22 protein-coding genes and 1 pseudogene are annotated in these 26,703 nt (G+C 70.7%); 11 read left to right on the top strand and 12 right to left on the bottom strand.

The features are described 5' to 3' along the window. Nucleotides 1-54 precede the first annotated feature (54 nt). From ACTHMF_RS00115 to zapE, 4 genes are all read right to left on the bottom strand, one after another. Entirely contained in the window at nt 55-558 is a 504-nt protein-coding gene (locus ACTHMF_RS00115; protein ID WP_440315801.1) for a type II toxin-antitoxin system PemK/MazF family toxin, read from the bottom strand. Next, on the bottom strand, nt 488-1,693 hold the full coding sequence (locus ACTHMF_RS00110) for an ammonium transporter (protein WP_440315800.1): 1,206 nt from the start codon (nt 1,691-1,693) through the stop codon (nt 488-490). Before ACTHMF_RS00110 ends, ACTHMF_RS00115 begins: the two co-directional genes overlap by 71 nt. Before the next feature lie 215 nt (nt 1,694-1,908). Further along, the gene (locus tag ACTHMF_RS00105) at nt 1,909-3,171 is read right to left on the bottom strand and encodes an ammonium transporter (RefSeq protein ID WP_440315799.1); all 1,263 of its coding nucleotides are present in this window, start codon (nt 3,169-3,171) and stop codon (nt 1,909-1,911) included. A gap of 218 nt (nt 3,172-3,389) precedes the next feature. Beyond that, on the bottom strand, nt 3,390-4,445 hold the full coding sequence (gene zapE / locus ACTHMF_RS00100) for a cell division protein ZapE (RefSeq protein ID WP_314145970.1): 1,056 nt from the start codon (nt 4,443-4,445) through the stop codon (nt 3,390-3,392). Between the two features lie 124 nt (nt 4,446-4,569). Between zapE and ACTHMF_RS00095 the strand changes: the two genes are divergently transcribed. Next, nucleotides 4,570-5,478 (top strand): sulfurtransferase, encoded by a 909-nt coding sequence (locus tag ACTHMF_RS00095; RefSeq protein WP_314145971.1) that lies wholly within the window; start codon nt 4,570-4,572, stop codon nt 5,476-5,478. Between the two features lie 26 nt (nt 5,479-5,504). Next, nucleotides 5,505-5,939, top strand: a complete 435-nt coding sequence (locus tag ACTHMF_RS00090; protein WP_440315798.1) for a SufE family protein — start codon at nt 5,505-5,507, stop codon at nt 5,937-5,939. A 33-nt stretch (nt 5,940-5,972) separates the two neighbouring features. Here the strand turns inward: ACTHMF_RS00090 and ACTHMF_RS00085 are convergent, their stop codons facing one another. Then, nucleotides 5,973-7,169, bottom strand: a complete 1,197-nt coding sequence (locus ACTHMF_RS00085; RefSeq protein WP_440315797.1) for an alpha/beta hydrolase family protein — start codon at nt 7,167-7,169, stop codon at nt 5,973-5,975. 101 nt (nt 7,170-7,270) lie between these two features. Here ACTHMF_RS00085 and ACTHMF_RS00080 point away from each other — a divergent pair, with 101 nt between their 5' ends. The 4 genes from ACTHMF_RS00080 to ACTHMF_RS00065 all read left to right on the top strand — a co-directional run bounded on the left by ACTHMF_RS00080 (nt 7,271) and on the right by ACTHMF_RS00065 (nt 12,480). Next, nucleotides 7,271-7,864: a DUF3000 domain-containing protein gene (locus ACTHMF_RS00080; RefSeq protein ID WP_440315796.1), complete on the top strand. Its 594-nt coding sequence runs from the start codon at nt 7,271-7,273 to the stop codon at nt 7,862-7,864. Beyond that, entirely contained in the window at nt 7,857-9,053 is a 1,197-nt protein-coding gene (locus tag ACTHMF_RS00075) for an HRDC domain-containing protein (protein WP_440315795.1), read from the top strand. Before ACTHMF_RS00080 ends, ACTHMF_RS00075 begins: the two co-directional genes overlap by 8 nt. 71 nt (nt 9,054-9,124) lie before the next feature. After that, nucleotides 9,125-10,333 carry a thiolase family protein gene (locus tag ACTHMF_RS00070; RefSeq protein ID WP_440315794.1) on the top strand — a complete coding sequence of 403 codons (1,209 nt, stop codon included), beginning with the start codon at nt 9,125-9,127 and terminating at the stop codon, nt 10,331-10,333. A gap of 8 nt (nt 10,334-10,341) precedes the next feature. Beyond that, the gene (locus ACTHMF_RS00065; protein ID WP_440315793.1) at nt 10,342-12,480 is read left to right on the top strand and encodes a 3-hydroxyacyl-CoA dehydrogenase NAD-binding domain-containing protein; all 2,139 of its coding nucleotides are present in this window, start codon (nt 10,342-10,344) and stop codon (nt 12,478-12,480) included. A gap of 71 nt (nt 12,481-12,551) precedes the next feature. Here ACTHMF_RS00065 and ACTHMF_RS00060 read toward each other — a convergent pair whose 3' ends face one another. Both ACTHMF_RS00060 and ACTHMF_RS00055 read right to left on the bottom strand, forming a co-directional pair. Continuing rightward, nucleotides 12,552-13,448 carry a formylglycine-generating enzyme family protein gene (locus tag ACTHMF_RS00060; RefSeq protein ID WP_440315816.1) on the bottom strand — a complete coding sequence of 299 codons (897 nt, stop codon included), beginning with the start codon at nt 13,446-13,448 and terminating at the stop codon, nt 12,552-12,554. A 19-nt stretch (nt 13,449-13,467) separates the two neighbouring features. Continuing rightward, complete coding sequence (locus ACTHMF_RS00055; protein WP_440315792.1) at nt 13,468-14,088, bottom strand: TetR/AcrR family transcriptional regulator; 621 nt, start codon at nt 14,086-14,088, stop codon at nt 13,468-13,470. An 86-nt stretch (nt 14,089-14,174) separates the two neighbouring features. Between ACTHMF_RS00055 and ACTHMF_RS00050 the strand changes: the two genes are divergently transcribed. The 4 genes from ACTHMF_RS00050 to ACTHMF_RS00035 are packed head-to-tail and all read left to right on the top strand — an operon-like array spanning nt 14,175 to nt 20,303. Then, nucleotides 14,175-15,515 (top strand): ABC transporter substrate-binding protein, encoded by a 1,341-nt coding sequence (locus ACTHMF_RS00050; RefSeq protein ID WP_440315791.1) that lies wholly within the window; start codon nt 14,175-14,177, stop codon nt 15,513-15,515. Continuing rightward, complete coding sequence (locus ACTHMF_RS00045; protein ID WP_440315790.1) at nt 15,512-16,435, top strand: carbohydrate ABC transporter permease; 924 nt, start codon at nt 15,512-15,514, stop codon at nt 16,433-16,435. The genes ACTHMF_RS00050 and ACTHMF_RS00045 overlap by 4 nt, the downstream gene beginning before the upstream one ends. Then, on the top strand, nt 16,432-17,349 hold the full coding sequence (locus ACTHMF_RS00040; protein ID WP_440315789.1) for a carbohydrate ABC transporter permease: 918 nt from the start codon (nt 16,432-16,434) through the stop codon (nt 17,347-17,349). Before ACTHMF_RS00045 ends, ACTHMF_RS00040 begins: the two co-directional genes overlap by 4 nt. Then, nucleotides 17,346-20,303, top strand: a complete 2,958-nt coding sequence (locus ACTHMF_RS00035; RefSeq protein ID WP_440315815.1) for a glycoside hydrolase family 2 TIM barrel-domain containing protein — start codon at nt 17,346-17,348, stop codon at nt 20,301-20,303. Before ACTHMF_RS00040 ends, ACTHMF_RS00035 begins: the two co-directional genes overlap by 4 nt. Nucleotides 20,304-20,386: 83 nt before the next feature. Here ACTHMF_RS00035 and ACTHMF_RS00030 read toward each other — a convergent pair whose 3' ends face one another. Both ACTHMF_RS00030 and ACTHMF_RS00025 read right to left on the bottom strand, forming a co-directional pair. Beyond that, nucleotides 20,387-21,367 (bottom strand): aldo/keto reductase, encoded by a 981-nt coding sequence (locus tag ACTHMF_RS00030; protein ID WP_440315788.1) that lies wholly within the window; start codon nt 21,365-21,367, stop codon nt 20,387-20,389. Continuing rightward, on the bottom strand, nt 21,364-21,750 hold the full coding sequence (locus tag ACTHMF_RS00025) for a MerR family transcriptional regulator (protein ID WP_314147928.1): 387 nt from the start codon (nt 21,748-21,750) through the stop codon (nt 21,364-21,366). Before ACTHMF_RS00025 ends, ACTHMF_RS00030 begins: the two co-directional genes overlap by 4 nt. Nucleotides 21,751-21,820: 70 nt before the next feature. Here ACTHMF_RS00025 and ACTHMF_RS00020 point away from each other — a divergent pair, with 70 nt between their 5' ends. Further along, nucleotides 21,821-22,357, top strand: coding sequence for a dihydrofolate reductase family protein (locus tag ACTHMF_RS00020; protein WP_440315787.1), 537 nt, complete (start codon nt 21,821-21,823; stop codon nt 22,355-22,357). Nucleotides 22,358-22,379: 22 nt separating this feature from the next. On the opposite strand, the gene dxs is transcribed toward ACTHMF_RS00020, so the two are convergent. The 3 genes and pseudogenes from dxs to acnA form a co-directional block, all read right to left on the bottom strand. Beyond that, nucleotides 22,380-24,329, bottom strand: coding sequence for a 1-deoxy-D-xylulose-5-phosphate synthase (gene dxs, locus ACTHMF_RS00015; RefSeq protein ID WP_440315786.1), 1,950 nt, complete (start codon nt 24,327-24,329; stop codon nt 22,380-22,382). Nucleotides 24,330-24,445: 116 nt separating this feature from the next. Beyond that, nucleotides 24,446-25,465 carry an Abi family protein gene (locus ACTHMF_RS00010; RefSeq protein ID WP_440315785.1) on the bottom strand — a complete coding sequence of 340 codons (1,020 nt, stop codon included), beginning with the start codon at nt 25,463-25,465 and terminating at the stop codon, nt 24,446-24,448. A 207-nt stretch (nt 25,466-25,672) separates the two neighbouring features. Continuing rightward, nucleotides 25,673-26,703: pseudogene (acnA, locus tag ACTHMF_RS00005) on the bottom strand (aconitate hydratase); the annotation flags it as partial.

Genomic DNA, 26,703 nt, shown 5'->3' with positions numbered 1-26,703 from the left:
TCACGGTTCGTCATGCAGGCGGCCCGCGGAGCGGACACCGCGCCTGGCGGCGGGTCAGCGCCAGCCGTAGCGGGCGTTCAGCGCGTCGCGAACGGCCAGGAACCGGCTCCGGTCCAGCGCTGCCGCCTCCCGGCGCATCCCCGCCTGCTGCACGCGGAAGACCCGGTCGATGCGGACGAAGCTCGGGCGGTGCCGCCCGTCCCAGTCGCCGGACCCGATCGGGAGGTAGTCGGGTCGCCCGGGATGCTCCTGGCTGGTCAGCGCGACCGCCAGCACCGACCCGGACGGCTCGGCCGCGACGACGAGGACCGGCCTGTCCTTGCCGCGGCCGTCCGCCTCCTCGTACGGCACCCAGGTCCAGACGATCTCGCCCGGGTCGGCGTCGCCATCCGTGCTGGGGTTGTAGGAGGTGCGGATGCGGCCGAGCCGGCGCGGGTCGACCTGCACCGTCGCCGCGGCACCGGAGCGGCCGGGCGAGAGCTCCTCGTCAGTGCGCTCCGGCGGACGGGCCTTCGGAGCGAACAGCCTCGACAGCGCGCTCAGGATCCGGGATGCCACGCCTCGCACGATAGCGGACCCTGCTGAGGCCGATCGTGAACCGCAGCGCGAGCGCGAGCAGGGTGGAGACGAGGAACGAGCCGATCAGCACGGCGAAACCGGCGATCCCCTGCGCGGTGAACAGGTCGAAGTTGCCGCTGTAGACCATCCCGCCGCCGGTGCCGAACAGCCCGACGAACAGCAGCCCGACCAGGCTCGCGGCCGTCGTGATCACGGTCAGCGTCATGGCCGCGCCGAACCGGGCGCGCGCGGCGACGTCGACCATCGTCGCGCACGCGAGCGCCGCGAGCGTACCGAGCAGCAGCGCCCAGCCGATCGTCAGCACGCCGGACGCCGGCGTGATCGCGACCAGGCCCGCGAAGGCGCCGCAGAACGCGCTCACCAGGGTCGGCCGCCGCAGCAGCACCCGGTCGACGAGCATCCACATCAGGCAGCCGCTCGCAGATGCCAGGAAGGCGTTGACGGCGATGAGCGGCGTGAACCGGTCCAGCGCCCCTTCCGAGCCGGTTGCGAGGCCCAGCCAGCCGACCCAGACCAGCGCGCCGCCGATCGCCACCAGCGGCATGCTCCTGACCCCGGCGGCGGGATGCTCGGCCCGCCCGCAGGCCAGGATGATGCCGGCGGCGGCGGCCCCCGCGGCGATGCCGACCGGCAGCGCACCGCCGAAGTCGATCGCGCCGAGGCCGGACACGGCCCAGCCGTCGTCCAGGGCGAACACCGCGTAGCCGGCGGGGAACAGCACGAGCGGGCACCACAGCACCACGAACACGATCCAGGCGCGGAAGGCGATCCGGGAGGCGACCGCGACGCCGACGATCGTCACCGACACCGCGCACACCGCGAGCAGGTAGCCGGCTCTGGCAAGCGGGTACACGCCGTGGACCGACGCGAGGCCGGGGTCGGGACGGCCGATCAGCTGCGCGACGAGCGGGTCGCCGACCAGCATTCCGACGCCGCCGAGCACGCCGAGCAGCACCACGATCGCGGTTCCCGTCGCCGCGAACCGCACGGTCCTCGCGGTGCCGACGCTGCCGGAGAGACCGCCGACGAAGAACGCCAGGCCGGGGACGATCAGGAGCGTCAGCGCGCCGCACACGAACAGCAGCAGCGCATCCACCTGCTGGCTCGTCGCCATCCCGCTCCCTCGCTCTCGACGCCTCCCTCACCTTAGCGACCCGAGCCGCGCCGCCATCGCTTCCGGAGTTCTTCACGCAACACGCCGGCGCACGGCGTGAACAACTCCGGAAGCGATGGCTTGCTACGACAGGAACGCCTCCCGCCGGACGCGACGAGGGGCGCCACCCGAAGGTGACGCCCCTGTCTCCGACGCGCCGGGTCATCGGCGACGCGTCAGACCGTCTCGAGCGAGTACCCCTCCTCGCCGTGGACGATGGTGTCGACGCCCGCGAGCTCGTCCTCGTTCGTGATCCGGAAGCCCATGGTCTTCTGGATGATCCAGCCGATCGCGTAGGCCAGCACGAAGGAGTAGATCAGCACGCTGAACGCGCCGATGGCCTGGGCGCCGAGCTGGCTCCAGCTGCCGCCGTAGAGCAGGCTGGTGAACTTGCCGTCCACCTGGGTGTAGCCGAAGAAGCCGATCCAGAGCGTACCGATCAGGCCGCCGACCAGGTGGATGCCGACGACGTCGAGCGAGTCGTCGAAGCCGAGCCGGAACTTGAGGTCCACCGCGATGGCGCACACCGCACCGGCGACGAGGCCGAGCACGATCGCCCAGAACGGGGTCAGGATGTTACAGGCCGGGGTGATCGCGACCAGACCGGCCACGGCGCCGGACGCGGCACCGATCGAGGTGGGCTTGCCGTCCTTGATCTTCTCGACGATCAGCCAGCCGATGGTCGCGGCGGCCGGCGCGGCCAGGGTGTTCACCCAGGCGATCGCGGCGATGCCGTCGACCGCGGCCTCGGAGCCCGCGTTGAAACCGAACCAGCCGAACCACAGCAGCGCGGCGCCGAGGAGCGTGAGCGGCACGTTGTGCGGCTTGCTCATGCCCTTCTGGAAGCCGACGCGCTTGCCGAGCACCAGGGCGAGGGCGAGGCCGGCCGCACCGGCGTTGATGTGCACCGCCGTGCCGCCCGCGAAGTCGTTGACGTGCAGGAGGGAGGCGATCCAGCCCTGCGAGAGGTTGAACACCCAGAACGCGACCGGGAAGTAGACGACCGTGACCCAGACGCCGGCGAACACCATCCAGGAGCCGAACTTGGCGCGGTCGGCGATCGCGCCGGAGATCAGGGCGACCGTGATGATGGCGAACGTCGCCTGGAAGCCGGCGAAGGCGAGGCCGCTGAGGTCGGGGGTCATGCCGTCCTTGCCCATCAGGCTGGACAGGAACCAGTCCGGGGTTCCCAGGACGTGCGGGATGAGCGGGGTGCCGAAGGCCAGGCCGTAGCCGTAGAAGACCCAGAGCACGCCGACGATCGCCATGGCGCCGAAGCTCATCATCATCATCGAGATGACGCTCTTCGCGCGGACCATGCCGCCGTAGAAGAAGGCGACACCGGGGGTCATCAACAGGACGAGGGCTGCGGCGACGAGCAGCCACAGGGAGTTGACCGTCCCTGCTTCTGCGTAGTCCGCTGCTGTGTGGAACACCATGCGAGATCTCTACCTCTCTGTGCGACGCCCCTCGTGGGGCGCCCGGCGAGCCTTCGCCGGGCAGGGGCGCTTCGGGGTGGAGTCAGTCTGATCGCGGCAGGTTTCGGCCGCGGGAGCACCGTGTTTCGGCGGTGTTACGCATCGGGGGGTCGTGTAAACAGCATGTTTCGCGGCGCCGCGAATCGGCCGCGCGAACGCCAGGGAACGCCCGGGTGCGCCTACGCGTCGTGCGGCGGCAGCTCGCCCGCGGTCAGCGCGATCATGCGCGAGATCGAGCGCAGGTACTTCTTGCGGTAGCCGCCGCCCAGCATGTCGTCGTCGAAGACCTCGCTGAGCGCGACCCCGGTCTGCACGATCGGGATCTCGGCGTCGTACACGCGGTCGATGAACGCCACCAGGCGCAGGGCCGCCATCTGGTCGTGCAGCACGGAGACGCCGGTCAGGCCGATCACGTCCACGCCGTCCAGCATCTTGATGTAGCGGGACGGGTGCACGGTCGCCAGGTGCGCGATCAGGTCGTCGAAGCTGTCGCTGGTCACGGTCTCGCCGCGCGCGGTCATGGCGGACAGCACGCGCTCGTAGCCCGCGTCGTCCACCGTCACCGCGGCGCCGGAGGTGTCGCGGCGCCGGTAGTCGAGGCCGTCGATGCGCAGCGTCTGGAAGTTGGCGGACAGCGACTGGATCTCGCGCAGGAAGTCGCTCGCGGCGAAGCGGCCCTCGCCGAGCGCGTTCGGCGGGGTGTTGCTGGTGGCGGCGATGCGGGTGCCGGAGGCGACGAGCTCGCCGAGCATCCTGGTCATCATCATCGTGTCGCCCGGGTCGTCCAGCTCGAACTCGTCGATGCAGATCAGGGTGGAGCCGCGCAGCAGGTCGACGGCGCCCGCGTAGCCGAGCGCGCCGACGAGCGCGGTGTACTCGATGAAGGTGCCGAAGTACTTGGGGCCGGGCGCCTCGTGCCAGAGGGCGGCGAGCAGGTGCGTCTTGCCGACGCCGAAGCCGCCGTCGAGGTAGACGCCCGGCTTCATCGCCTCCACCTTCTTACGGCTGCGGCTGAACAGCCCGGCCGGGCGCTGCGGCTCCCACGACTTGGCGAACAGCTTGAGGGTCGACACCGCCTCCGACTGCGACGGGTAGTCGTGGTCGGGACGGTAGGAGTCGAAGGTGGCGTGCTCGAACTGCGACGGGGGCACCAGGCTCGCGGCGATCTCGGACCCGGTGATCTGCGGCGAGCGGTCCGCGAGGCGCGGCAGGGCTCCGGTCTTCTCGAGCGTCATGTGAGCGTGTGCACCTTTGTGTCGAAGTCTTAAGGGGACCGTCCATCCGCCCGCCAAGCCGCGTAGCCTGGAGGACGCATCCCTGATGTCGCAGGGCTCAAGCCTAACCCGGAGGATCACTCGCATGGCCATCGCGCACGACCCGTCACCCGCCTTCGCCGGATACGCCCACCCGGAGCGTCTGGTGAGCACCGAATGGCTGGCGGAGCACCTCGGCGACGACGGCCTGGTCGTGGTGGAGTCGGACGAGGACGTGCTTCTGTACGACACCGGCCACATCCCCGGCGCCGTGAAGATCGACTGGCACACCGACCTCAACGACCCGGTCGTGCGCGACTACGTGAGCGCTGAGCGGTTCGCCGAGCTGCTCGGCTCGAAGGGCATCGCCAGGGACACGACGGTCGTCATCTACGGCGACAAGAACAACTGGTGGGCGGCGTACGCGCTCTGGGTGTTCACGCTGTTCGGGCACGAGGACGTCCGGCTGCTCGACGGCGGGCGGGACAAGTGGATCGCAGAGGGCAGGGAGCTGACCCGCGACGTCCCCTCCCCCGCGGCGGTCGAGTACCCCGTGGTGGAGCGCGACGACAGCGTTGTGCGCGCCTTCAAGGAGGACGTGCTGGAGCACCTCGGGAAGCCCCTGATCGACGTCCGCTCGCCCGAGGAGTACAGCGGCGAGCGCACCGAGATCCCCGGCTACCCGACCGAGGGCGCGCTGCGGGCCGGGCACATCCCGTCCGCCCAGTCCGTGCCGTGGGCGCGGGCGGCCGCGCCGGACGCGACCTTCAAGCGCCGCCCGGAGCTGGAGGAGATCTACCTCGGCGACGCCGGCCTGAAGCCGGGCGACGAGGTCATCGCGTACTGCCGCATCGGCGAGCGCTCCAGCCACACCTGGTTCGTGCTCACCCACCTGCTCGGCTTCGAGAACGTCCGCAACTACGACGGCTCGTGGACGGAGTGGGGCTCGGCCGTCCGCGTGCCGATCGTCACCGGGTCGGAGCCCGGCGAGGTTCCCGCGAACCCGGCGAAGTGACCGGCTCCGCGAAGTACGCTGGAGGGATGACCGACCTCACCGGCACGCTCGCGGAGATCCGCGACGACTTCCAGGCTCTGGAGCAGAACGACAGGCTCCAGCTGCTGCTGGAGTTCTCGGACGAGCTCCCCGAGCTGCCGGAGCGCTACCGCGACCACCCCGACCTGCTGGAGCGCGTCGAGGAGTGCCAGGCACCGGTGTTCATCTTCGTCGAGGTGGACGCGGCCGGGATCGTGCACCTGTACGCGACCGCACCGAAAGAAGCGCCGACCACGCGCGGCTTCGCGTCGATCCTGGTGCAGGGCCTGGCCGGGCTGACCGCGGACGAGGTGCTCGCCGTCCCCGACGACTTCCCGCAGACCCTCGGTCTGACCCAGGCGGTCTCGCCGCTGCGCATGCGCGGGATGTCCGCGCTGCTCGGCCGCGCCAAGCGCCAGGTCCGCCAGAAGCTCGCCGCCTGACGCCGCCCCGCGCGGGTGACGGCACGTGGCCGGCTAGGCCACGTGGGTGTCCAGCCAGTCGCGGACGGCCCTCGTCCACTTCTCCTCGTCGTAGTTCCAGAGCTTGGTGTGCAGCGCGCCCGTGAACGGCACGAACGTGACGATGTCGCTGCGGGCCGTGGCGAGCGCCCGCGACCCGTTGTCCGGCACGAAGCCGTCGTCCGAGCTGTGCAGCAGCAGGACGGGGAGCCGCAGGTCGGCCGCGCGCGCCACGAAGTCCATGCTGGCCAGGTCGATCGGCGCGCCGAGGCCGGTGATCGGCGCGCCCCAGGTCGCCTCCATCAGCCGCATCGCGCCCTGCGCGATCGGCTCGGGCAGGCGCAGCAGGTTGGCCTGGTACTGGAGGGTGTCCACCCAGTCGATCACCGGCGACTCCAGCACCATGCCGGTGACCAGGTCCAGATTCGGCGAGCGCGTGACCGTCTGCAGCACGACGGCGCCGCCCATCGACCAGCCCATCAGCACGATCGAGCGCGCGCCGTGCTCTGCCGCGTAGCGGAGGGCCGCGTCGATGTCCCGCCACTCCGTGCCGCCGAGGCCGTAGCGGCGGTCGGCGCTCTCCGGGGCGTCGCCGTCGTTGCGGTAGGACGCGAGAAGACTGGTGTACCCGGCCGCGTGGAACGTCGGCACCGCGCGCAGCGCCTCCTGCCGGGTGGCTCCCCAGCCGTGCACCTGGATCACCCAGCGGTCGCCCTCCGCGCCCTCGGGCGCAGGGAACAGCCAGGCCGGCGCCTCGCCCAGCTCGGTCGGCACCCGGACGCTCGTGACCGGCAGGCCGAGCTCCTCCGGGTCGAGGTAGTAGTAGCCGCTGATCCGCGCCCGCCCGGGACGCAGGTCCCCGAACTCGACGCGCTCCAGCTCGCGCGTGACGCTGCCGTCGGCGCGCACGAGCAGGCCGCCGATCTTCGCGTAGCCGGTCTCGGAGCCGAACCACAGCCCGAACCGGCCGGGCATCGCCGCGTCCGGGGTGTCCTTCAGGGTGACCGTGCCGAGGTCCTCGTCCGCCCTCCGGATCAGCTGGTTCTGCGGACGGCGCCGCACCGGGGTGATCACCGTCAGGGCGACGCGGCTCATCACCAGCGCGGTGCCCATCGCCGTCACCAGCGCGAGTCCCGCCGCGATCGCGGCGCCGACGCCGATCGCACGTCCGAGTCCCCTGCCCGTGCCCGATCCCGTGCTGGTCGTCGCCATGCTCGAAAGCGTAGCCGCGGATACGCGGGTGCATCCTCAGGACTTCCTCAGGCGGCGTGCCTTACCGTCGCGCGCCCTCAAAGGCTTCTAATGTTCGTAGCGTGCCGACACCAACTTCGACCCCGCCCGTGCCGGTGGAGTTCGCCGCGGCGCTGCAGTCGATCCGCACAGCGAAATCCCGCAGCGAGCTCGTGATCACGGAGATCCCCGCACCGGGGCAGCTCGCGCCGTACGCCGTCGCGCTCGCCGCCGACGTGCACCCCGCCCGGCACGGGGACGACTCCGACCTCGGCACCGGCCGGTTCATCCTGCTCTACGACCCGGACGAGCCGGAGGCGTGGGGCGGTCCGTTCCGCATCGTCTGCTTCGCGCAGGCGCCGCTGGAGACCGACATCGGCCTCGACCCGTTCCTCGCGGACGTCGCCTGGTCCTGGCTCGTCGACGCGCTCGACGCCAGGGATGCGCGGTACACCGCGGCGAGCGGCACGGCCACCAAGATCATCTCGACCGGCTTCGGCGAGCTCGCCAAGCAGGGCGACGGCGCGCAGATCGAGCTCCGCGCCTCGTGGAGCCCGCTGGAGAGCGACATCGCCGCGCACGTCGAGGGCTGGGGCGAGCTGCTGTGCATGCTCGCCGGCCTGCCCCCGGCGGGCGAGGGCGTCAGCCTGCTCACGAGGCGGACACCGCGTGGCTGATCACATCGTCATCGACTCGCGTGCGGGATACCTCGCCGCGGTCGAGACCATCGTCGCGGGCACGGGGCCGGTCGCCGTCGACGCCGAGCGCGCGAGCGGCTTCCGCTACTCCCAGCGCGCCTACCTCATCCAGATGTACCGCAGGGGTTCCGGCACGTTCCTCTTCGATCCGCCGGCGATCGGCCGCTTCGACGAGCTGAACACGGCGATCCACGCCGCCGAGTGGGTGCTGCACGCCGCCACCCAGGACCTCACCTGCCTGCGCGAGGTCGGGCTCGACCCGGCGCGCATCTTCGACACGGAGCTGGCAGCCCGGCTGCTCGGGATGCCGCGCGTCGGCCTCGGGACGGTTGTCGAGGAGCTGCTCGGCATCCACCTCGCCAAGGAGCACAGCGCGGCCGACTGGTCCACGCGCCCGCTGCCGGAGCCGTGGCTGAACTACGCGGCGCTGGACGTGGAGCTGCTCCCCGACCTGCGCGACGCGATCGACGCGCTCCTGGTCGAGGCGGGCAAGGAGGACATCGCGCACCAGGAGTTCGCCGACGAGCTCACGCGGGAGCTGATCACCGTGCGCCACGAGCCCTGGCGCCGCCTCTCCGGCATCCACTCGGTCCGCGGCATCCGCAACCTGGCGGTGGCGCGCGAGCTCTGGCTGAGCAGGGACGCGCTGGCCCGCGAGCTGGACGTCGCGCCGGGGCGCCTCGTGCCGGACGCGGCGCTGACCGCCGTCGCCAAGGCGATGCCGGAGAGCAAGCGCGCCCTCGCCGCGCTGCGGGAGTTCACCGGCCGAGCCAGCCGCACCGAGCTGGACCGCTGGTGGGCTGCCGTCGAGGCCGGGCGCACGACCGACGACCTCCCCGTGCTGCGCGGAACCGGCGACAGCCTGCCTCCGCCGCGCGCCTGGGCGGACAGGAACCCGGAGGCGGACGCGCGGCTGAAGTCCGCGCGCGCAGAGCTGACCACGGTCGCGGAGGAGCTGTCGCTGCCGCTGGAGAACCTGCTCACCCCGGAGACGCTGCGCCGCATCGCGTGGACGCCGCCGCAGCCGATCACCCCGGAGACGGTCGCGGACGCCCTCCGCGAGCACGGCGCGCGGCCCTGGCAGATTGAGGCAACCTCACAGGTGATCGCCCGGGCGTTTGTGGAAAGCGTGCAAAGCCCGGACGCGGGCTCCGAGGCCGTTTCGTAGAAACAGTCAAACGATTATTTCCGTCCCTTCCGGCTCCCTAGGATCGTTCACGACCTGATTTGGGAGGCACTGTGGCCGATAGAACGGAAGTCGTGTTCGTCGACGGAGTCCGTACTCCGTTTGGACGTGCGGGCGAAAAAGGGCAGTACTGGAACACCCGGGCGGACGACCTCGTCGTGAAGGCGATGATCGGACTGCTCGAGCGGAATCCGAACGTTCCGAAGGAGCGCATCGACGACGTGGCGATCGCCGCCACGACGCAGCAGGGCGACCAGGGCCTGACCCTCGGCCGCACGGCGGCACTGCTCGCCGGCCTGCCGAAGTCGGTGCCGGGATTCGCGATCGACCGGATGTGCGCCGGTGCCATGACCAGCGTCACCACGCTCGGCTCCGGGATCGCGTTCGGCGCGTACGACCTCGTGATCGCCGGCGGCGTCGAGCACATGGGACGCCACCCGATGGGCTTCGGCGCCGACCCGAACTCGCGCTTCCTCTCCGAGCGCATGGTCGCCGAGGACGCGCTGAACATGGGCATGACGGCCGAGCGCATCCACGACCGCTTCCCCGCGCTCACCAAGGAGCGCTCCGACCGCTACGCGATGGCCAGCCAGCAGAAGACCGCCGCCGCCTACGCCGCGGGCAAGATCCAGCCGGACCTGGTGCCGGTCGCGATCCGCTCCGAGAACGGCTGGGGCCTCGCCACCACCGACCAGGGCATGCGCCCGGAGACCACGCTGGAGGGCCTCGCCGGCCTTCGTCCGTCGTTCCGGCCGCACGGCCGCGTGACCGCGGGCAACGCGTCGCCGCTCACCGACGGAGCGACCGCGAGCCTGCTCGCGTCCTCCGACGCGGTCAAGGAGTTCGGCCTCACCCCGAAGATGCGGATGGTGAGCTTCGCGTTCGCCGGCGTCGAGCCGGAGATCATGGGCCTCGGCCCCGTCCCCTCCACCGAGAAGGCGCTGCGCAAGGCGGGCCTCTCGATCGAGGACATCGGCCTGTTCGAGCTGAACGAGGCGTTCGCCATCCAGGTCATCTCCTTCCTCGACCACTTCGGCATCGACGACGACGACCCGCGCGTCAACAAGTGGGGCGGCGCGATCGCGATCGGCCACCCGCTGGCCGCCAGCGGCGTCCGCCTGATGATCCAGCTGGCCCGCCAGTTCGAGGAGCACCCGGAGGTGCGCTACGGCATCACCGCGATGTGCGTCGGCCTCGGCCAGGGCGGCACCGTGATCTGGGAGAACCCCAACTACGACAAGCGCGCGGCGCGGAAGGGCTGAGAAGCACAGTGACCGACTACAGCACCATCGACTTCTCCCCCCTCGTCGAGCTGACGACGGACGAGGTGGTCACCCACTCGTTCGTGAAGGACATCCCCCTGCCGAGCGGCAAGACGCTCGCGCTGGTCACCCTGGACAACGGCCGCGACCACACGCGGCCGAACACCATGGGCCCCGCCACGCTGCTGGAGCTCGGGAAGACCTTCGACGAGCTGACCGAGCGCGCGAAGCGCGGCGAGATCGACGCGGTGGCCGTGACCGGCAAGCCGTTCATCCTCGCCGCCGGCGCGGACCTCAGCCGCGTCAGCGACATCCCGAGCGTGGAGGTCGCGAAACTGCTGCCGCAGCTGGGCCACTACGTCCTCGGCAAGCAGGCGACCTTCGGCGTCCCGTCGTTCGTGTTCACCAACGGGCTCGCGCTCGGCGGCGGCGTGGAGATCGGCTTGAACGCCGACTACCGCACCATCGACCGCAACGCCGCCGCGTTCGCGCTGCCCGAAGTGTTCCTCGGCCTCATCCCCGGCTGGGGCGGGGCGACCATCCTGCCGAACCTGATCGGCATCGAGAACGCCCTCAAGGTGGTCATCGAGAATCCGCTCAAGCAGAACCGGATGCTGAAGCCCCAGGAGGTGTTCGATCTCGGGATCGCCGACGCCATCTTCGACTCGGCCAACTTCCTCGAGGACTCGCTGAATTGGGCGGACAAGGTGCTCACCGGGGCCGTCGAGGTCAAGCGCCCCAACGTGCCGGGCAAGGTCGAGCGCATGGTCAAGTGGGACGCCGCGGTCAGCATCGCCCGCAAGATGCTCGAGAGCCGCATCGGCACCGTCCCGAAGTCGCCGTACAAGGCGCTCGACCTGCTCAAGGCGGCCAAGTCCAACGACCGCGCCGCCGGCTTCGAGCTGGAGGACGAGGCGCTCGCCGAGCTCATCTCTGGCGACCAGTTCCAGGCGAGCATCTACGCGTTCAACCTGGTGCAGAAGCGCGCCAAGCGTCCCGCGGGCGCTCCGGACAAGAAGCTCGCGAAGAAGGTCACCAAGATCGGCGTGATCGGCGCAGGCTACATGGCGACCCAGTTCGCGCTGCTGTTCGTGCGCCGCCTCCGGGTTCCCGTGGTGATCACCGACCTGGACCAGGCGCACGTGGACAAGGGCGTCGCGTCCATCCACGCGGAGATCGGGAAGCTGCACGAGAAGGGCCGGATCTCCCCCGACGAGGCGAACCGCCTGCGCGCGCTCGTGACCGGCACCACGGACAAGGCCGACTTCGCGGACTGCGACTGGGTGATCGAGGCCGTGTTCGAGGAGCTGACGGTGAAGCAGAACGTGTTCGAGGAGGTGGAGCAGTACCTCTCGGACGAGGCGGTGCTCGCCACCAACACCTCCTCGCTCTCGGTCGAGCAGATCGGCGCGAAGCTGAAGCACCCCGAGCGCCTGGTGGGCTTCCACTTCTTCACCCCGGTCGCGGTGATGCCGCTGATCGAGGTCGTGAAGACGCCGCACACCGACGAGGCGACACTGTCGACCGCGATGGTGACCGCCGCGGCCCTGAAGAAGAACGCGGTCATCACCGCCGACACCCCCGGCTTCGTCGTCAACCGCGTGCTGGCGAAGGTGCTCGGCGAGGCGATGCACGCGGTGGACGACGGGACCCCGTTCGAGACCGTCGACAAGGCGTTCGCGCCGCTGGGCCTGCCGATGGCGCCGTCGGTCCTGCTCGACCTCGTCGGCCTGAAGGTCGGCGCGCACGTGCTGGACACGCACCACGCCGCGTTCCCGGAGCGCTTCTACCGCAGCGAGAACCTGCACCGCCTCGCGGAGCACGGCACGCTGCTGGAGAAGGACTCCAAGGGCAAGGTGAAGGGCCTCGACAAGGGCGCGGCCAAGATCCTCGCCGGCGGCAAGAACCCGTGGTCGGAGGACGAGATCCTGCGGCGGCTCGAGGACGGCCTGGCCGACGAGATCCACCGGATGCTGGTCGACGACCACGTCGTCGAGGCCCCCGAGGACATCGACCTGTGCATGATCCTCGGCGCGGGCTTCCCGTTCCAGATGGGCGGCATCACCCCGTACCTCGACCGCGTCGGAGCCTCGGAGCGTGTCTTCGGCACCACCTTCCACCAGCCCCCCATCACGGGCGTAGCCTGACCAGCTGCCGAGTACGCAAAAAATAGGCCCCAGACCGCCGAGTACGCCGAGAAACTGCGTTCTCGGCGGTCTCATGCGTCGGCGGCGCAGCGGAAGCCGATGTGGGTGGTGGCGGTGTCGTCGGCCTGGGGCGAGCGGGCGGCGGGGCGGAAGCGCAGGCAGTAGTCGGGCGAGCACAGGTACGAGCCGCCCTTGAGCACCCGGCGCGGGATGCGGGAGCCGGGCTCCGAGCTGGCGGCGGCGAGCAGGTTCACGCGCTGCCCCGCCTCCACCGCCTCCTCCCCCGGCACCGTGTGCCGCGGAGCGTAGTAGTCGCTCGTCCACTCCCAGACGTTGCCGATCAGGTCGTGGAGCCCGTAGCCGTTCGCGGGATACGAGCCGACCGGGGCTGTCCCGGCCCCGAACCGGCCGCGGTTGTCGTAGGGGAAGCGCCCGATCCAGGAGTTCGCGCGCGCCTCGCCGTCCGGGTACGGCTCGTCGCCCCACGCGAACCGGGCCCCGTCCACTCCGCCGCGCGCGGCATACTCGTGCTCGGCCTCCGTCGGCAGGCGCTTGCCCGCCCAGACCGCGAACGCCTGCGCGTCCTCGAAGGCGACCTGCACGACCGGATGCCGCATCCGGTCCTCGATCGTGCTGTCCGGCCCCTCCGGGTGCCGCCACTGGGCGCCCGGCTCCCAGCGCCACCACTGCCGCCAGTCGCGCAGGTCGACGGGACCCGCGGACCGGGTGAACACCATCGCGCCCGGCACCAGGTCCTCCGGCGCGACCCCGGGGTAGTCGGCCGGGTCCATCGGGCGCTCGGCGACGGTCACGTAGCCGGTCGCGTCCACGAACCGCGCGAAGTCCTCGTTGGTGACGGCGTACCGATCGATGCGGAACGCGGCGACCGTGCGTTCGTGCACCGGCCGCTCGTCCGGATAGAACTCGTCGCTCCCCATCCGGAACGTGCCGCCGTCGATGCGCACCATGTCGTCCACGCAGGCAACGCTACCGTCGGGAGCCGGGTTCCGCCGAGGGCAGGATGACGAGGTCCAGGTAGCCGCGCAGCGCGGCGCCCGCGTCGATGCGGTCCGGGGTGTACAGCCACTGCAGCTGGATGCCCTCCCACAGCGCGACGACCGTCGCCGCGGCGAGCGCGGGGTCGACACCCTCGCGCAGCCGCCCGTCGGCGCGCAGCGCGGCGAACTCCGCCTCGTACTCGCCGCGCAGCTGGTCGTAGCGGGCCAGGAAGTAGTCCCGGCCGGGGTGCCCGTCGGTCGTCGCCTCCGCCGAGAGCACGCTGTAGAGGGCGATCAGACCGGGGATGCGCTCGTTGCGCTCGGCCTGCTCGACGATGTGCCGGTCGAACGGCAGGCCGCCCGGCACCGGCATCGTCCCGCCGCCCAGCTCGTCCCTGCGCGTCAGCACCGCGACCAGCAGCTCCTCCTTGCCGCTGAAGTGGTGCTGCAGCGTGCCGAGGCTGATGCCGGCGGCGGCCGCGATCTCGCGCAGCGAGGAGCCGTGGTATCCCCGCGTCGCGAACTCCCGATAGGCGACGTCGACGATCTGCTCGCGCCGCTCCGCGGACTTCGCGTACGGTCCGCGCCGGCGGACGGTCTGCTCTGACACGCCACGCACCCCCAAATTAGGTCACTCGCACGATTTTCGGTTACGGTCGAGCGTAGCCCATCCCTCCCCACGACGAAGTGAAGGACATGACGCACCTGACCCGACGATCACTGCTCAGCCTCGGCATGGCCGCCGGGGCGACGGCCCTGCTGGCGGGATGCTCGACGCCCGGCACGCGGTCCGCGAACAGCGCACCCCTCATCCGGCCCGCCGGCAGCGGCGAGAAGATCACGCTCACCTACTGGGCGTGGCTCAAGGACCTGCAGAAGGTCGCCGACGTCTGGAACGCCTCACACCCGGACGTGCAGGTGGAGGCGGTCTGGATCCCCGGCGGCAACCAGGGCGGCTACCAGAAGCTCTACTCGGCCCTGGCCGCGGGCGGCGGACCGGACATCGCCCAGGTGGAGCTGCGCAGCGTCCCCGAGTTCATGCTCGTCGGCGGCCTGGTCGACCTGTCCCGCTACGGCGCGAACGACTACGCGTCGCGCTACGACCCCACCCTGTGGAGCCAGGTGAGCTACGTGGACGGCGTCTACGCCATCCCCCAGGACTCCGGCCCGATGGCGCTCTACTACCGGCCGGACCTGTTCGCGAAGGCCGGAGTCGGCGCCCCCGCGAGCTGGGACGACTGGGCCGCCGCCGGCACGGAGCTGAAGAAGTCCGGCGTCTTCATCGACGCCTTCAACTACAGCGACCCGTCCTGGTTCGCCGCGATCGCCGGCCAGGCGGGCGCCGCGTGGCTGAAGGTGGACGGCGACCGCTGGGTCATCGACATGACCGACGACGCCACGATGGAGGTCGCGCGGTTCTTCGACCGGGCGATCGACGCCGGGATCCTGCAGACCGGCTACGGCGACTTCTCCAGCGGCTGGTTCGCGGCGGCCGCCAAGGACAGGATCGCCGCGTGCGCGACCGCCAGCTGGGGCGACGCCCTGCTGGAGGGCGTCTCCGGCGGCGAGGGCAAGTGGCGGGTCGCCCCGCTGCCGCGCTGGGGTTCGGGAGGCTACGGGTCGAGCGCGCTCGGCGGCTCCACCGCTGCGGTGCTCGCGAACAGCAGGCACCCGAGGGAAGCGCTGGAGTTCGCGGTCTGGATGACGACCAGCCCCGAGGGGATCGACGCGATGATCGAGCACTCCGGCATCGGCTGGTCGCCGGCGCGCGGCGAGATCGGATCGTCGCGGAAGAAGCCGTCGGCGTGGTTCGGCGGCCAGAACTACAACGAGGACGTGTTCCTTCCCGCCTCCACCCAGCAGAACCCGGACTGGTCGTGGTGGCCCATCACCCAGCAGTCGTTCAACATCCTCGCGGACGGCTTCCGCAAGAAGCCCGGCGGGCTGACCCTGGTGGACGCGGTCGCGCAGAGCGAGACGGCGATCATCCAGGCGTTCCGCGCCAAGGGCCTGAGCATCGAGAAGGCCCGCTCGTGACCGCCCAGCGGCCGGCCGCGCCCGCCCGTGGCGGCCGCGGAGTGCGCACGACGTGGGCGCCGTGGGTGCTGCTCGCGCCGTTCCTCGCGCTCTTCCTGCTGACCTTCATCCTGCCGATCGCGGTCGCCGTGGTGAGCAGCTTCACGCGGGTCAGCAGGCACGGCCTGTTCGGCGAGAAGGGCGTGACGACCGAGTTCGCCTGGTTCGCCAACTACGCGCAGGCGCTCGGCAACCCGAACTTCCTCGCGTCCATCGGCCGCGTCCTGCTGTTCGGGATCGTGCAGGTGACGCTGATGATCGCGCTCTGCACCCTGCTCGCGCTGCTGCTGGAGTCGGCGTCCGCGCGCTGGCCCGGCCTGTTCCGGGCGGTGTACTTCCTGCCGTACGGCATCCCGGGCGTCATCGCGACGATCCTGTGGTCGTTCCTCTACATCCCGGGCCTCAGCCCGCTGGTGGATCTCGGCAGCGCGTTCGGCCTGCAGCTGGACTTCCTGGGGCCGGACACCGTGCTCTGGTCCATCGCGAACATCGTGACCTGGACGTACACCGGCTACAACATGATGATCATCATCGCCCAGCTGAAGTCCATCTCGACCGAGGTGTACGAGGCGGCGAAGGTGGACGGCGCGGGCCCCTGGCGGGTCGCCCGCAGCATCCAGCTGCCGCTCATCCGGCCGGCGCTGACGCTCACGATCGTGTTCTCGATCATCGGCACCCTGCAGCTGTTCGCCGAGCCGCAGGTGCTGCAGACCTCCTCCCCCGCGATCGACAGCGAGTACACGCCGAACCTCAGCGCGTACACCACAGCGTTCGCCTACAACGACTACAACGTCGCCGCCGCGCAGGCGGTGCTGATCGCCCTGGTCGCGTTCCTGCTCTCCTTCGCGTTCCTGCGCCTGACCAACCGGAGGTCCCGATGACCGCCACGCTCGAGGACACGTCCACCATCCCCACCCGCGCGCACGCGCCGAGGGCCGCGCACGACCGCTCGGCGGGCAAGCGACCCGGGATGCGCATCCTGGTCACGGGCATCCTCGTGGTCGTCGCGATCTACTTCCTGGTGCCGGTGTACTGGGTGGTCGTCGCCGCGACGAAGACCACCCAGGACCTGTTCGCCACCAACGGCTTCTGGTTCGCCGGTGAGTTCGCGCTCTGGCACAACCTCTCCGAGGTGCTCGGCTACGACGACGGGATCTTCCTGCGCTGGCTGCTCAACTCGGTGATCTACGCGGGGCTGGGCGCGGTCTTCGCGACGTACTTCGCCGCGGCGGGCGGCTACGCGCTGTCGCGCTACTCCTTCCGCGGCCGCGGCTTCGTGTTCGGGATGGTGCTCGGCGGCGTGCTCGTGCCCGGCACCGCGACCGCGCTGCCGCTGTTCCTGCTGTTCAGCCAGCTGGGGCTCGCGAACACGTACTGGGCGGTGCTGCTGCCCTCGCTCGTCTCGCCGTTCGGGCTGTTCCTGTGCCGGATCTACGCGGACGCGACCGTGGACACGGCGCTGCTGGAGGCGGCACGGCTGGACGGCGCGGGCGAGCTGCGGATCTTCCACACCGTCGGCCTGCGCATCCTCACGCCGGCGCTGGTGACGGTGTTCCTGTTCCAGCTCGTCGGCATCTGGAACAACTACTTCCTCCCGCTCGTGATGCTCTCCGACACGAACCTCTACCCGATCACCCTCGGCCTGAACGCCTGGCGCGCCCAGACGGACCGGCTGCCCGAGTTCTACGAGCTGACCACCGGCGGCGTTCTGCTGTCGATCATCCCCCTCGCCGTCGCCATGATCGTGCTCCAGCGGTTCTGGCGCGGCGGCCTCACCGAAGGAGCCGTGAAATAGTGCTGACCCCCTCCTACCTCGCCGACACCGCGCCCGGCCGCGGCGCGCGCGTCGCCCCGCGGTCCTGGCTGCGCAGCGACGCGCCCGCGCTGTCGCTGAACGGCAGCTGGCGCTTCCGGCTCTCCCCGCATGCCGCGCTGCCGGAGGACGTGGCGTCGCCGGAGCTGGACGACAGCGGCTGGGACAGCATCCCGGTGCCGGCGCACTGGGTGCTGGAGGGCGACGGCGCCTACGGCCGTCCCGCGTACACGAACGTGCAGTTCCCGTTCCCGATCGACCCGCCGCACGTGCCGGACGAGAACCCCACCGGCGACTACCGGCGCCGGTTCGAGCTGCCGTCGGACTGGCCCGAGGGCGCGCGGGTGGTGCTGCGCTTCGACGGCGTCGAGTCGCTCTATCGGCTCTGGCTGAACGGCGAGGAGGTCGGCATCGCCACCGGAAGCCGGCTCGCGCAGGAGTTCGACGTGACCGGTCTCACGCGCGCGGGCGAGAACCTGCTGTCGGTGCGCGTCCACCAGTGGTCGCCCGCGAGCTACCTGGAGGACCAGGACCAGTGGTGGCTGCCCGGCATCTTCCGCGACGTGACGCTGGTGGCGCGGCCGGCGGACGGGATCGGCGACGTCTGGCTGCGCACCGCATACGACGAGGGCACCGGGACCGTGCTGCCGGAGCTGGTCGCGGAGGAGGCGGCCTTCCCGGTGACCCTGCGCCTCCCGGAGCTGGGCGTGGAGACCGTCTGGGCGCGTCCCTCCGACGTCGCGCCGGTCGCCGTCGGCTCGGTGCAACCGTGGACGGCCGAGACGCCGCGGCTGTACGAGGCGACCGTCGCGGCGCAGGGCGAGACCGTGAGCCTGCGGATCGGCTTCCGCACCGTCGAGATCCGCGGCGACCGGTTCCTCGTGAACGGGCGTCGCGTCGTCTTCCACGGGATGAATCGGCACGAGACCCATCCCGAGCGCGGCCGCGTCTTCGACGAGCAGCACGCGCGCGAGGACCTGGCCAGGATGAAGCGCTTCAATGTCAACGCCATCCGCACCAGCCACTATCCCCCGCACCCGCGGCTGCTCGACCTCGCCGACGAGCTGGGCTTCTGGGTGATCCTGGAGTGCGACCTGGAGACGCACGGCTTCGAGACCGCCGGCTGGGCGCGCAACCCGAGCGACGACCCGGCCTGGCGCGAGGCGTACCTCGACCGCATCCGGCGCACGGTGGAGCGCGACAAGAACCACCCGAGCATCGTGATCTGGTCGCTCGGCAACGAGTCGGGCACCGGCGCGAACCTCGCCGCGATGTCGGCGTGGGTGCACGCGCGCGACCCGGAGCGGCCGGTGCACTACGAGGGCGACTACACCGGCGAGTACACCGACGTGTACTCGCGCATGTACTCGACCATCCCGGAGACGGAGCAGATCGGCACGGACGGCTCGCTCGCTCCGCTGCTCGGCTGCACACCGGCGCAGGGCGCCCGGCAGCGGGCGAAGCCGTTCCTGCTGTGCGAGTACGCGCATGCGATGGGGAACGGCCCGGGCGCGCTCGACCAGTACGAGGAGCTGACCCGCCGGTTCCCGCGGCTGCACGGCGGCTTCGTCTGGGAGTGGCGCGACCACGGCATCCTCACCGAGACCGCGGACGGCACGCCGTTCTACGCCTACGGCGGCGACTTCGGCGAGGTCGTGCACGACGGCAACTTCGTGATGGACGGGATGGTGCTCTCGAACGATGAGCCGACGCCCGGCCTGCACGAGTTCAAGGCGGTCGTCCAGCCACTGCTGCTCACGTTCGACGGCGGCGACCTGGTCGTGGAGAACACCAGGCACACCGCGGACACCTCTGACCTGAGCCTGCGTTGGCGGGTCGAGCACGACGGCCGCGCCGTCGCGTCCGGCACGCTGGACGCCGCGGCCATCCCGGCCGGCGCGAGCGCGCGCCTGCCGCTGCCCGCCGTGGCTGCGGCGCCGGACGCGGAGACCTGGCTCACGGTGGATGCGGTGCTCGCCGCCGACACCGCCTGGGCTCCGGCCGGCCACGTCGTGGCGTCGGCCCAGCGCGACCTGTCCGTCGCCCGGCCGGTGCCGGCCGCGGTGCTGCCGTCCGGCTGGGCGGCTTCCGACGGCACGCTCGGCCTCGGCCCCGCCGTGTTCGAGGGCGGACGGCTGGTCCGGCTCGGCGGTCGCGCCGTGTCCGGCCCGCGCCTGGAGCTGTTCCGGGCGCCGACCGACAACGACGAGGGCGGGGCGTTCAGCGACCCGGCCGGCAGCGACGCCAGCATCCCCGGCGTCTCCAGCGCGAGCCTGTGGCGGGATCAGGGCCTCGACCGGCTCACGCACCGGCTGATCAGCGTCGAGGAGGCTCCCGGAGCGCTGCGGACGGTGGAGCGGGTCTCGGCCGCGAACTCGGCGCGGACGGTCACGGTCGAGACGGTCTGGGCGCTCTCCGGCGACGACCTGGAGCTGCGGGTGGAGATCGAGCCGTCGGCCGGCTGGCCGACCGTGTGGCCGCGGATCGGCGTCCGCTTCGACATCCCGGACGCCGGGGACCCGATCGCGGGTGCGGAGTGGTTCGGCACCGGGCCGCTGGAGTCCTACCCGGACAGCACGCGCGCCGCGCAGGTCGGCCGGTACTCGGCGTCCGTCGCCGACCTCTCGGTGCAGTACGCGCGGCCGCAGGAGACCGGCCACCGCTCCGCGGTGCGCGCGCTCGACCTCGGGGCGTTCGCGTTCGACGTGCTCCCCGACGCGCGCGGCCGCCGCGCCGGGTTCTCGCTCAGCAGGCACACCCCGCAGCAGCTCGCGGCGGCCGGCCACCCGCACGAGCTGCCGGACACGGACCGCGCGGTCCTCATCCTGGACGCCGCGCAGCACGGCCTCGGCTCGCGGGCCTGCGGACCCGATGTCTGGCCGACCTACGCGCTGCGCCCCGAGGCGCGCACGCTGCGGGTGCGCATCCACGCCTGAGCACGGCCGAGGGGCACGGCCTGCTCTCCTTCCACGGGAACGAGAGCGGGCACGTGCCCCTCGGCGTCAGGCGACGCGGACGCTCAGCGGTTGAGCGGGCTCATGTCGGCGTAGCGGTCGCCGACCGGCGCGGCCACGGCGTCGAGACGCTCCAGCTGCTCCGGCGAGAGCACGAGCTCGTCCGCCGCCACGTTCTGCTCCAGGTTCTCCACCCTGCGGGTGCCGGGGATCGGCGCGATGTCGTCGCCCTTGGCCAGCAGCCACGCGAGCGCGACCTGGCCAGGCGTGGCTCCCGCCTCCTTCGCCACCTGGTCGACCTGCTCCACGATCCGGATGTTCGCCTCCAGGTTGTCGCCCTCGAACCGCGGGTTGAAGCGGCGGAAGTCGTCCTCGGAGAGGTCGTCGAGCGAACGGATGGTGCCGGTCAGGAAACCGCGGCCGAGCGGCGAGTACGGCACGAAGCCGATGCCGAGCTCGCGCACGGTCGGCAGCACCTCGGCCTCCGGGTCGCGGGTCCACAGCGAGTACTCGGTCTGGATCGCCGTCACCGGGTGCACCGCGTTCGCGCGGCGGATGGTCTCCGGCGCCGCCTCGGAGAGGCCGTAGTGCCGGATCTTGCCCTCCTCGATCAGCTCGGCGAGCGCGCCGACGGTGTCCTCGACCGGCGTCCCCGGGTCCATCCGGTGCTGGTAGTAGAGGTCGATGCGGTCGGTGTTCAGGCGGCGCAGCGAGCCCTCGACCGAGAGCCGCACGTTCTCCGGCGAGCCGTCGAGGCCGCGCTCGTCCTTCTGCCGGTGCAGGATCGTGCCGAACTTGGTCGCGATCACCACCTGGTCCCTGCGGCCGCCCGCGAACGCGCGGGCCAGGAGCTCCTCGTTGGTGTACGGGCCGTAGATCTCGGCGGTGTCGAAGAACGTGACGCCGAGGTCCATGGCGCGGTGGATGGTGCGGATCGACCCGGCGTCGTCCTCGCCGGCGCCGGTGTAGAACGCGGACATCCCCATGCAGCCCAGTCCCAGTCGCGAGACCTCGAGCTTCTGAGTTCCGAGCGTGATCTTCTTCATGCGTTCTCTTCTGCTTTCTGTCGGTAGAGACCGATCTTCACGTCGATGGCGGCGAGGCTCGCCGTCATCTCCTCGAGCTGCCTGACGACGGTCATCCGGTGGATGAGCAGCAGTTCCAGCCGCTCGCCGCTGGTGTCCTCGCCTCTCCTGGCCAGCTCGACGTACTCGCGCATCTTGGCGATCGGCATGGCGGTCGAGCGCAGCCGGGTGAGGAAGGTCACCCAGGTCACGTCCGCCTCCGTGTACCGGCGGTGCCGGGAGGATGCGCGCGAGACCGGCGTCAGCATCAGCCCCTCGCGCTCGTAGTAGCGCAGGGTGTGGGCGGACAGCCCGGTGCGCTCCGCCACGTCGGAGATGGAGAGCGCGGTGCTGGTGTCGGTCATACCGTCACGATAAGACTTCGAGCGCACTCGAAGTCAACAGGGTGTCGGCGGCCGCTGCTAGCGTCGCCGCATGGCTCTCATGAAGTACTACGTCGCGTCCTCCATCGACGGGTTCATCGCCGACCCGCACGACCGCATCGACTGGCTGCTCCAGTTCGGCTTCGAGGAGTTCGACGAGCACTACCAGGCGTTCCTGTCCGGCATCGGCGCGATCGTGATGGGGGCGACGACGTACGAGTTCATCCTCGGCGAGGAGCCGGCCGAGTGGCCGTACGCCGACATCCCCACCTGGGTCGTCACGCACCGCGCGCTGCCGGTGCCCGATGGGGCGGACGTCACGTTCTTCTCCGGCGACATCGCGCAGCTGGATGCGGAGCTGCGGGACGCCGCCGGCGACCGCGACGTGTGGCTGGTCGGCGGCGGCGCGCTGGCGGCGCAGTTCTCCGCTCTCGGCCTCGTGGACGAGCTGCACGTCACCTACGTCCCCGTGCTCGTCGGCTCCGGCAAGCCGCTGCTCCCGGTCGCCGAGGCCAGCCGCCCGCTCGTGCTCGCGAGCACGAAGACCTTCCCGTCCGGCTCCGTGGAGCACGTCTACCGCTTCGCCTGAGCCGAGGGGATGGCGCGCCGGGCTAGGCGGGCGGGTTCTTGGCGTTGGTTTCGACGGCGAGGTCGTCGGCGGGCAGCGGGCGCGCGATCGGGACACGGCTGCCGAGCACCTGCGCCACCAGATCGCGCGCGATCTTCTGCGGCGTGAGCCCCGCGTCCTCGAGGATCTCGTCGCGCGTCGCGTGATCGATGAACTCGTCCGGGAGGCCGAGCTCGTCCACCGCGGTGTCGATGCCGGCCTCGCGCAGGTCCTGACGCACGCGCGTCCCGATGCCGCCGACGCGGATGCCGTCCTCGATGGTCACGACGATGCGGTGCTCCGCGGCGAGGCTCAGGATGCTCTTCGGTACCGGGACCACCCAGCGCGGGTCGACGACGGTCGCGCCGATGCCCTGCGCCGCCAGCCGGTCGGCCACCGTGAGACCGAGGTCGGCCATCGGGCCGACGGTGACGAGCAGCACATCCTTGCGGTCGCTCTCGCGCAGCACGTCGACGCCGTCGTCGAGGCGGCGCACGGCGTCGATGTCGGGCTGGACGTTGCCCTTCGGGAAGCGCAGCACCGTCGGCGCGTCGTCCACGGCGACCGCCTCGGCCAGCTCCTCGCGGAAGCGCGTGCCGTCGCGCGGCGCCGCCAGTCGGATGCCCGGCACCACCTGGAGGATCGCGAGGTCCCAGATGCCGTGGTGGCTCGGCCCGTCCGGCCCGGTCACACCGGCCCGGTCGAGCACGAACGTCACGCCCGCCTTGTGCAGCGCCACATCCATGAGCACCTGGTCGAAGGCGCGGTTGATGAAGGTCGCGTAGATGGCGACGACGGGATGCAGCCCGCCGTAGGCGAGGCCGGCGGCGCTCGTCGCCGCGTGCTGCTCGGCGATGCCGACGTCGTGCACCCGGTCGGGAAAGCGCTCGGCGAGCTTGTGCAGGCCGGTCGGCCGCAGCATCGCCGCGGTGATCCCGACGATCTTCGGGTTCTGCTCCGCCAGCCGGACGATCTCGTCGGCGAACACGCCCGTCCAGCTGGGCTTCGAGGAGCTGCCGATCGGCTCCCCGGTCTCCGGGTCGATCTGGCCGACCGCGTGGAACGGGTCGGCCGCGTCCCGCAGCGCCGGCTCGTAGCCGCGGCCCTTCTGCGTGATGGCGTGCACGATCACCGGGGCGCCGTAGTTCTTCGCCTGGCGCAGCGCCTCCTCCATCGCGGCGAGGTCGTGGCCGTGCACCGGGCCGATGTACTTGATGTCGAGGTTCGAGTAGAGCGCCTCGTTGTTCGAGAACCGGCTGAGGAAGCCGTGCAGGCCGCCGCGGATTCCGCGGTAGAACGACTGGCCGGGCGCGCCGAGCTTGTCGAACGCCTTGCGGCTGGTCAGGTACAGGTTGCGGTAGCTGCGCCGCGTGCGCACCGTGTTGAGGAACCGGGCCATCCCGCCGATGGTCGGCGCGTACGAGCGGCCGTTGTCGTTGACGACGATGATCAGCCGGCGGTTGTTGTCGTCGGAGATGTTGTTGAGCGCCTCCCACGTCATCCCGCCGGTGAGCGCGCCGTCGCCGACGACGGCGACGACGTGCCGGTCGTTCTGGCCGGTCATCTCGAACGCGCGCGAGATGCCGTCCGCCCAGCTGAGCGACGAGGACGCGTGCGAGCTCTCGACGATGTCGTGCTCGGACTCCGAGCGCTGCGGGTAGCCGGCCAGGCCGCCGCGCTGACGCAGCCGGGAGAAGTCCTGGCGGCCGGTCAGCAGCTTGTGCACGTAGGACTGGTGCCCGGTGTCGAACACGACGGCGTCCCGCGGGGAGTCGAAGACGCGGTGGATCGCGATCGTCGTCTCCACGACGCCGAGGTTCGGACCGAGGTGGCCGCCGGTCTTCGCGACGTTCGCGACCAGGAACGCGCGCACCTCCGCGGCCAGCTGCTCGAGCTCCCGCTCCGTGAGCCGGTCGAGATCGCGCGGCCCGTGGATGGTTTCGAGGATGCTCATGAATTCGAGTGTAGAACCGGGCGGATCGGAAGAGGCTCGGAACCGGCAGTTCCGAGCCTCCCCCTTGACAACGCGTCCGGTTACACCAGGCTCCGCAGGACGTACTGCAGGAGTACTCACGAACCCGATCGGCTCCAGAACTCGTCCTGCTTCCACCCAGCGGGGACACCCATACCCTCGAGATTCATCGCCGGGCGGGAGCGGATCAGCTCCTGCAGCCGCGAGGCCCAACCGCTGTGCGGTGAGACGGTCTTCAGGATGGATTGCAGGGACACGAGAACGGGATAGAGCCGCTTGCGAGAGCGCTCCGGCAACGCGTCCGGCGACCGCAACCATTCGATCGATCTGGACCTGGGTATCGACGGGTATACGCCGAGACCGACGTTCCAGAGTCTGCCGTGATGCGCGCAGACGTTGCGCACCCGGACGTAGGTCTGTAGCCACGACTCCAGGACCGGACTGGTCAGCCCCAGGTTCGCCGCCACCGCGGTCCGATCCGGGCGTCGGCTCAGGTTCCGGTACAGGCTGGTCAGCTGCCCGATCGTGAGCGCCTCGACCATCAGCCAGGACGGTGGCAGCTCAGGAGTCCCGTAGGTGGTGAGGTAGTGCTCTAGCGCCGAACGGTGGATCACCGCCGCGCGGCCCTCGTCGGCATCGGCATCGCCCACAGGCTCGGCGGCGGCCAGGAGTCGGTCGTCTGAAGTCCTCCGAATGATCTTCATGAGGCCAGCGTGCTTGTCCGCATCGTGGAAATGGTGGGACTCTGCGTACCAAAAGGGATTCTCGTACTCGGTCGACATGTGATCCGTCAGTGCTGCCCTGACGGCGACCTCGACTCGCTCCACGGCATCCATGACCAGCAATCGGAGCGCACGGTCGAACACGTACAGATCGAGGACGTCATCGAACGATGTCCCGTCGCGGAGCACATGGTCGGGTCGGCTCCTCTGGAACGGGATCGTGTAGGGCGAGAGCCGGTAGTAGCCGATGTGCCGGAGATAGCGACATGCCCGCTCACGATCCGGGATCACCATGCCGCGCTCTGCGAGCCGGTCGACGAGCTGGTCCACTGTCATCGCGGGCTTGCCGTAGTGCAGTGCTCCGCGTTGACGGGGCTCGCGACGCGTTCTCTGCATCCGGGGGCGTCCTTGAGGCTGGTGAGAGAAAAATCCCCCAAGTGCGCATCGTTGAGAGGCGTGGGGGATGTAGTGATAGAACGCTACCACACGAGTACGACAGGCGGTGGAAGCTCACGCCCCACCGCACAGAGCCGTCCCGCCGGGCCAGAACCCGACGGGACGCCTCCGCGATACCGGGATCACCGGCCATCAGGGTCGACCCGGTTACACCAGGCTCCGCAGGACGTACTGCAGGATGCCGCCGTTGCGGTAGTAGTCGGCCTCACCGGGCGTGTCGATGCGCACGACGGCGTCGAACTCCACGGCCTGCTTGCCGGCGGGCGAGTGCTCGCTCGGCTCGGCCGTGACGTGGACCGTCTTCGGCGTGGTGCCCTCGTTCAGCTGCTCGAGGCCGGTGATCGAGAAGACCTCGGTGCCGTCGAGACCGAGCGAGTCGGCGCTCTCCCCCGCCGGGAACTGCAGCGGGACGACGCCCATGCCGATGAGGTTCGAGCGGTGGATGCGCTCGAAGCTCTCGGTGATCACCGCGCGGACGCCCAGCAGGCTGGTGCCCTTCGCCGCCCAGTCGCGGGACGATCCGGAGCCGTACTCCTTGCCGCCGAGGACGACGAGCGGGGTGCCCTGCGCCTGGTAGTTCTGCGAGGCGTCGTAGATGAACGCCTGCGGTGCGTCCGGCTTGGTGAAGTCGCGGGTGTAGCCGCCCTCCACACCGTCCAGGAGCTGGTTCTTCAGGCGGATGTTCGCGAACGTGCCGCGGATCATCACCTCGTGGTTGCCGCGGCGCGAGCCGTAGGAGTTGAAGTCCTTGCGGTCGATGCCGTGCTCGGTCAGGTACTGACCGGCGGGGCTGTCCGCCTTGATCGAGCCGGCGGGCGAGATGTGGTCGGTGGTGACGGAGTCGCCGAGCTTGGCCAGGGCGCGCGCGCCGTGGATGTCCGTGATCGGCGTGGTCTCCAGCGTCATGCCCTCGAAGTACGGGGGCTTGCGCACGTAGGTCGACTTCTCGTCCCACTCGAACACCGAGCCGGTCGGGGTGGCGAGCGACTTCCAGCGCTCGTCGCCCTCGAACACCGACGCGTACTGGTGCACGAACATCCCCTCGTTGATGGAGGAGTCGATGGTCTCCTGCACCTCGGCCGCGTCAGGCCAGATGTCCTTGAGGAAGACGTCGTTGCCGTCGGCGTCCTGACCCAGCGGGTCGACCTCGAAGTCGAAGTTCATCGACCCGGCGAGGG

Source organism: Leifsonia sp. (assembly GCF_051955155.1).
Classification (GTDB): Bacteria; Actinomycetota; Actinomycetes; order Actinomycetales; family Microbacteriaceae; genus Leifsonia.
Note: the sequence above shows the minus strand (reverse complement) of the source record. Positions and strands in the feature narration are given on the sequence as shown.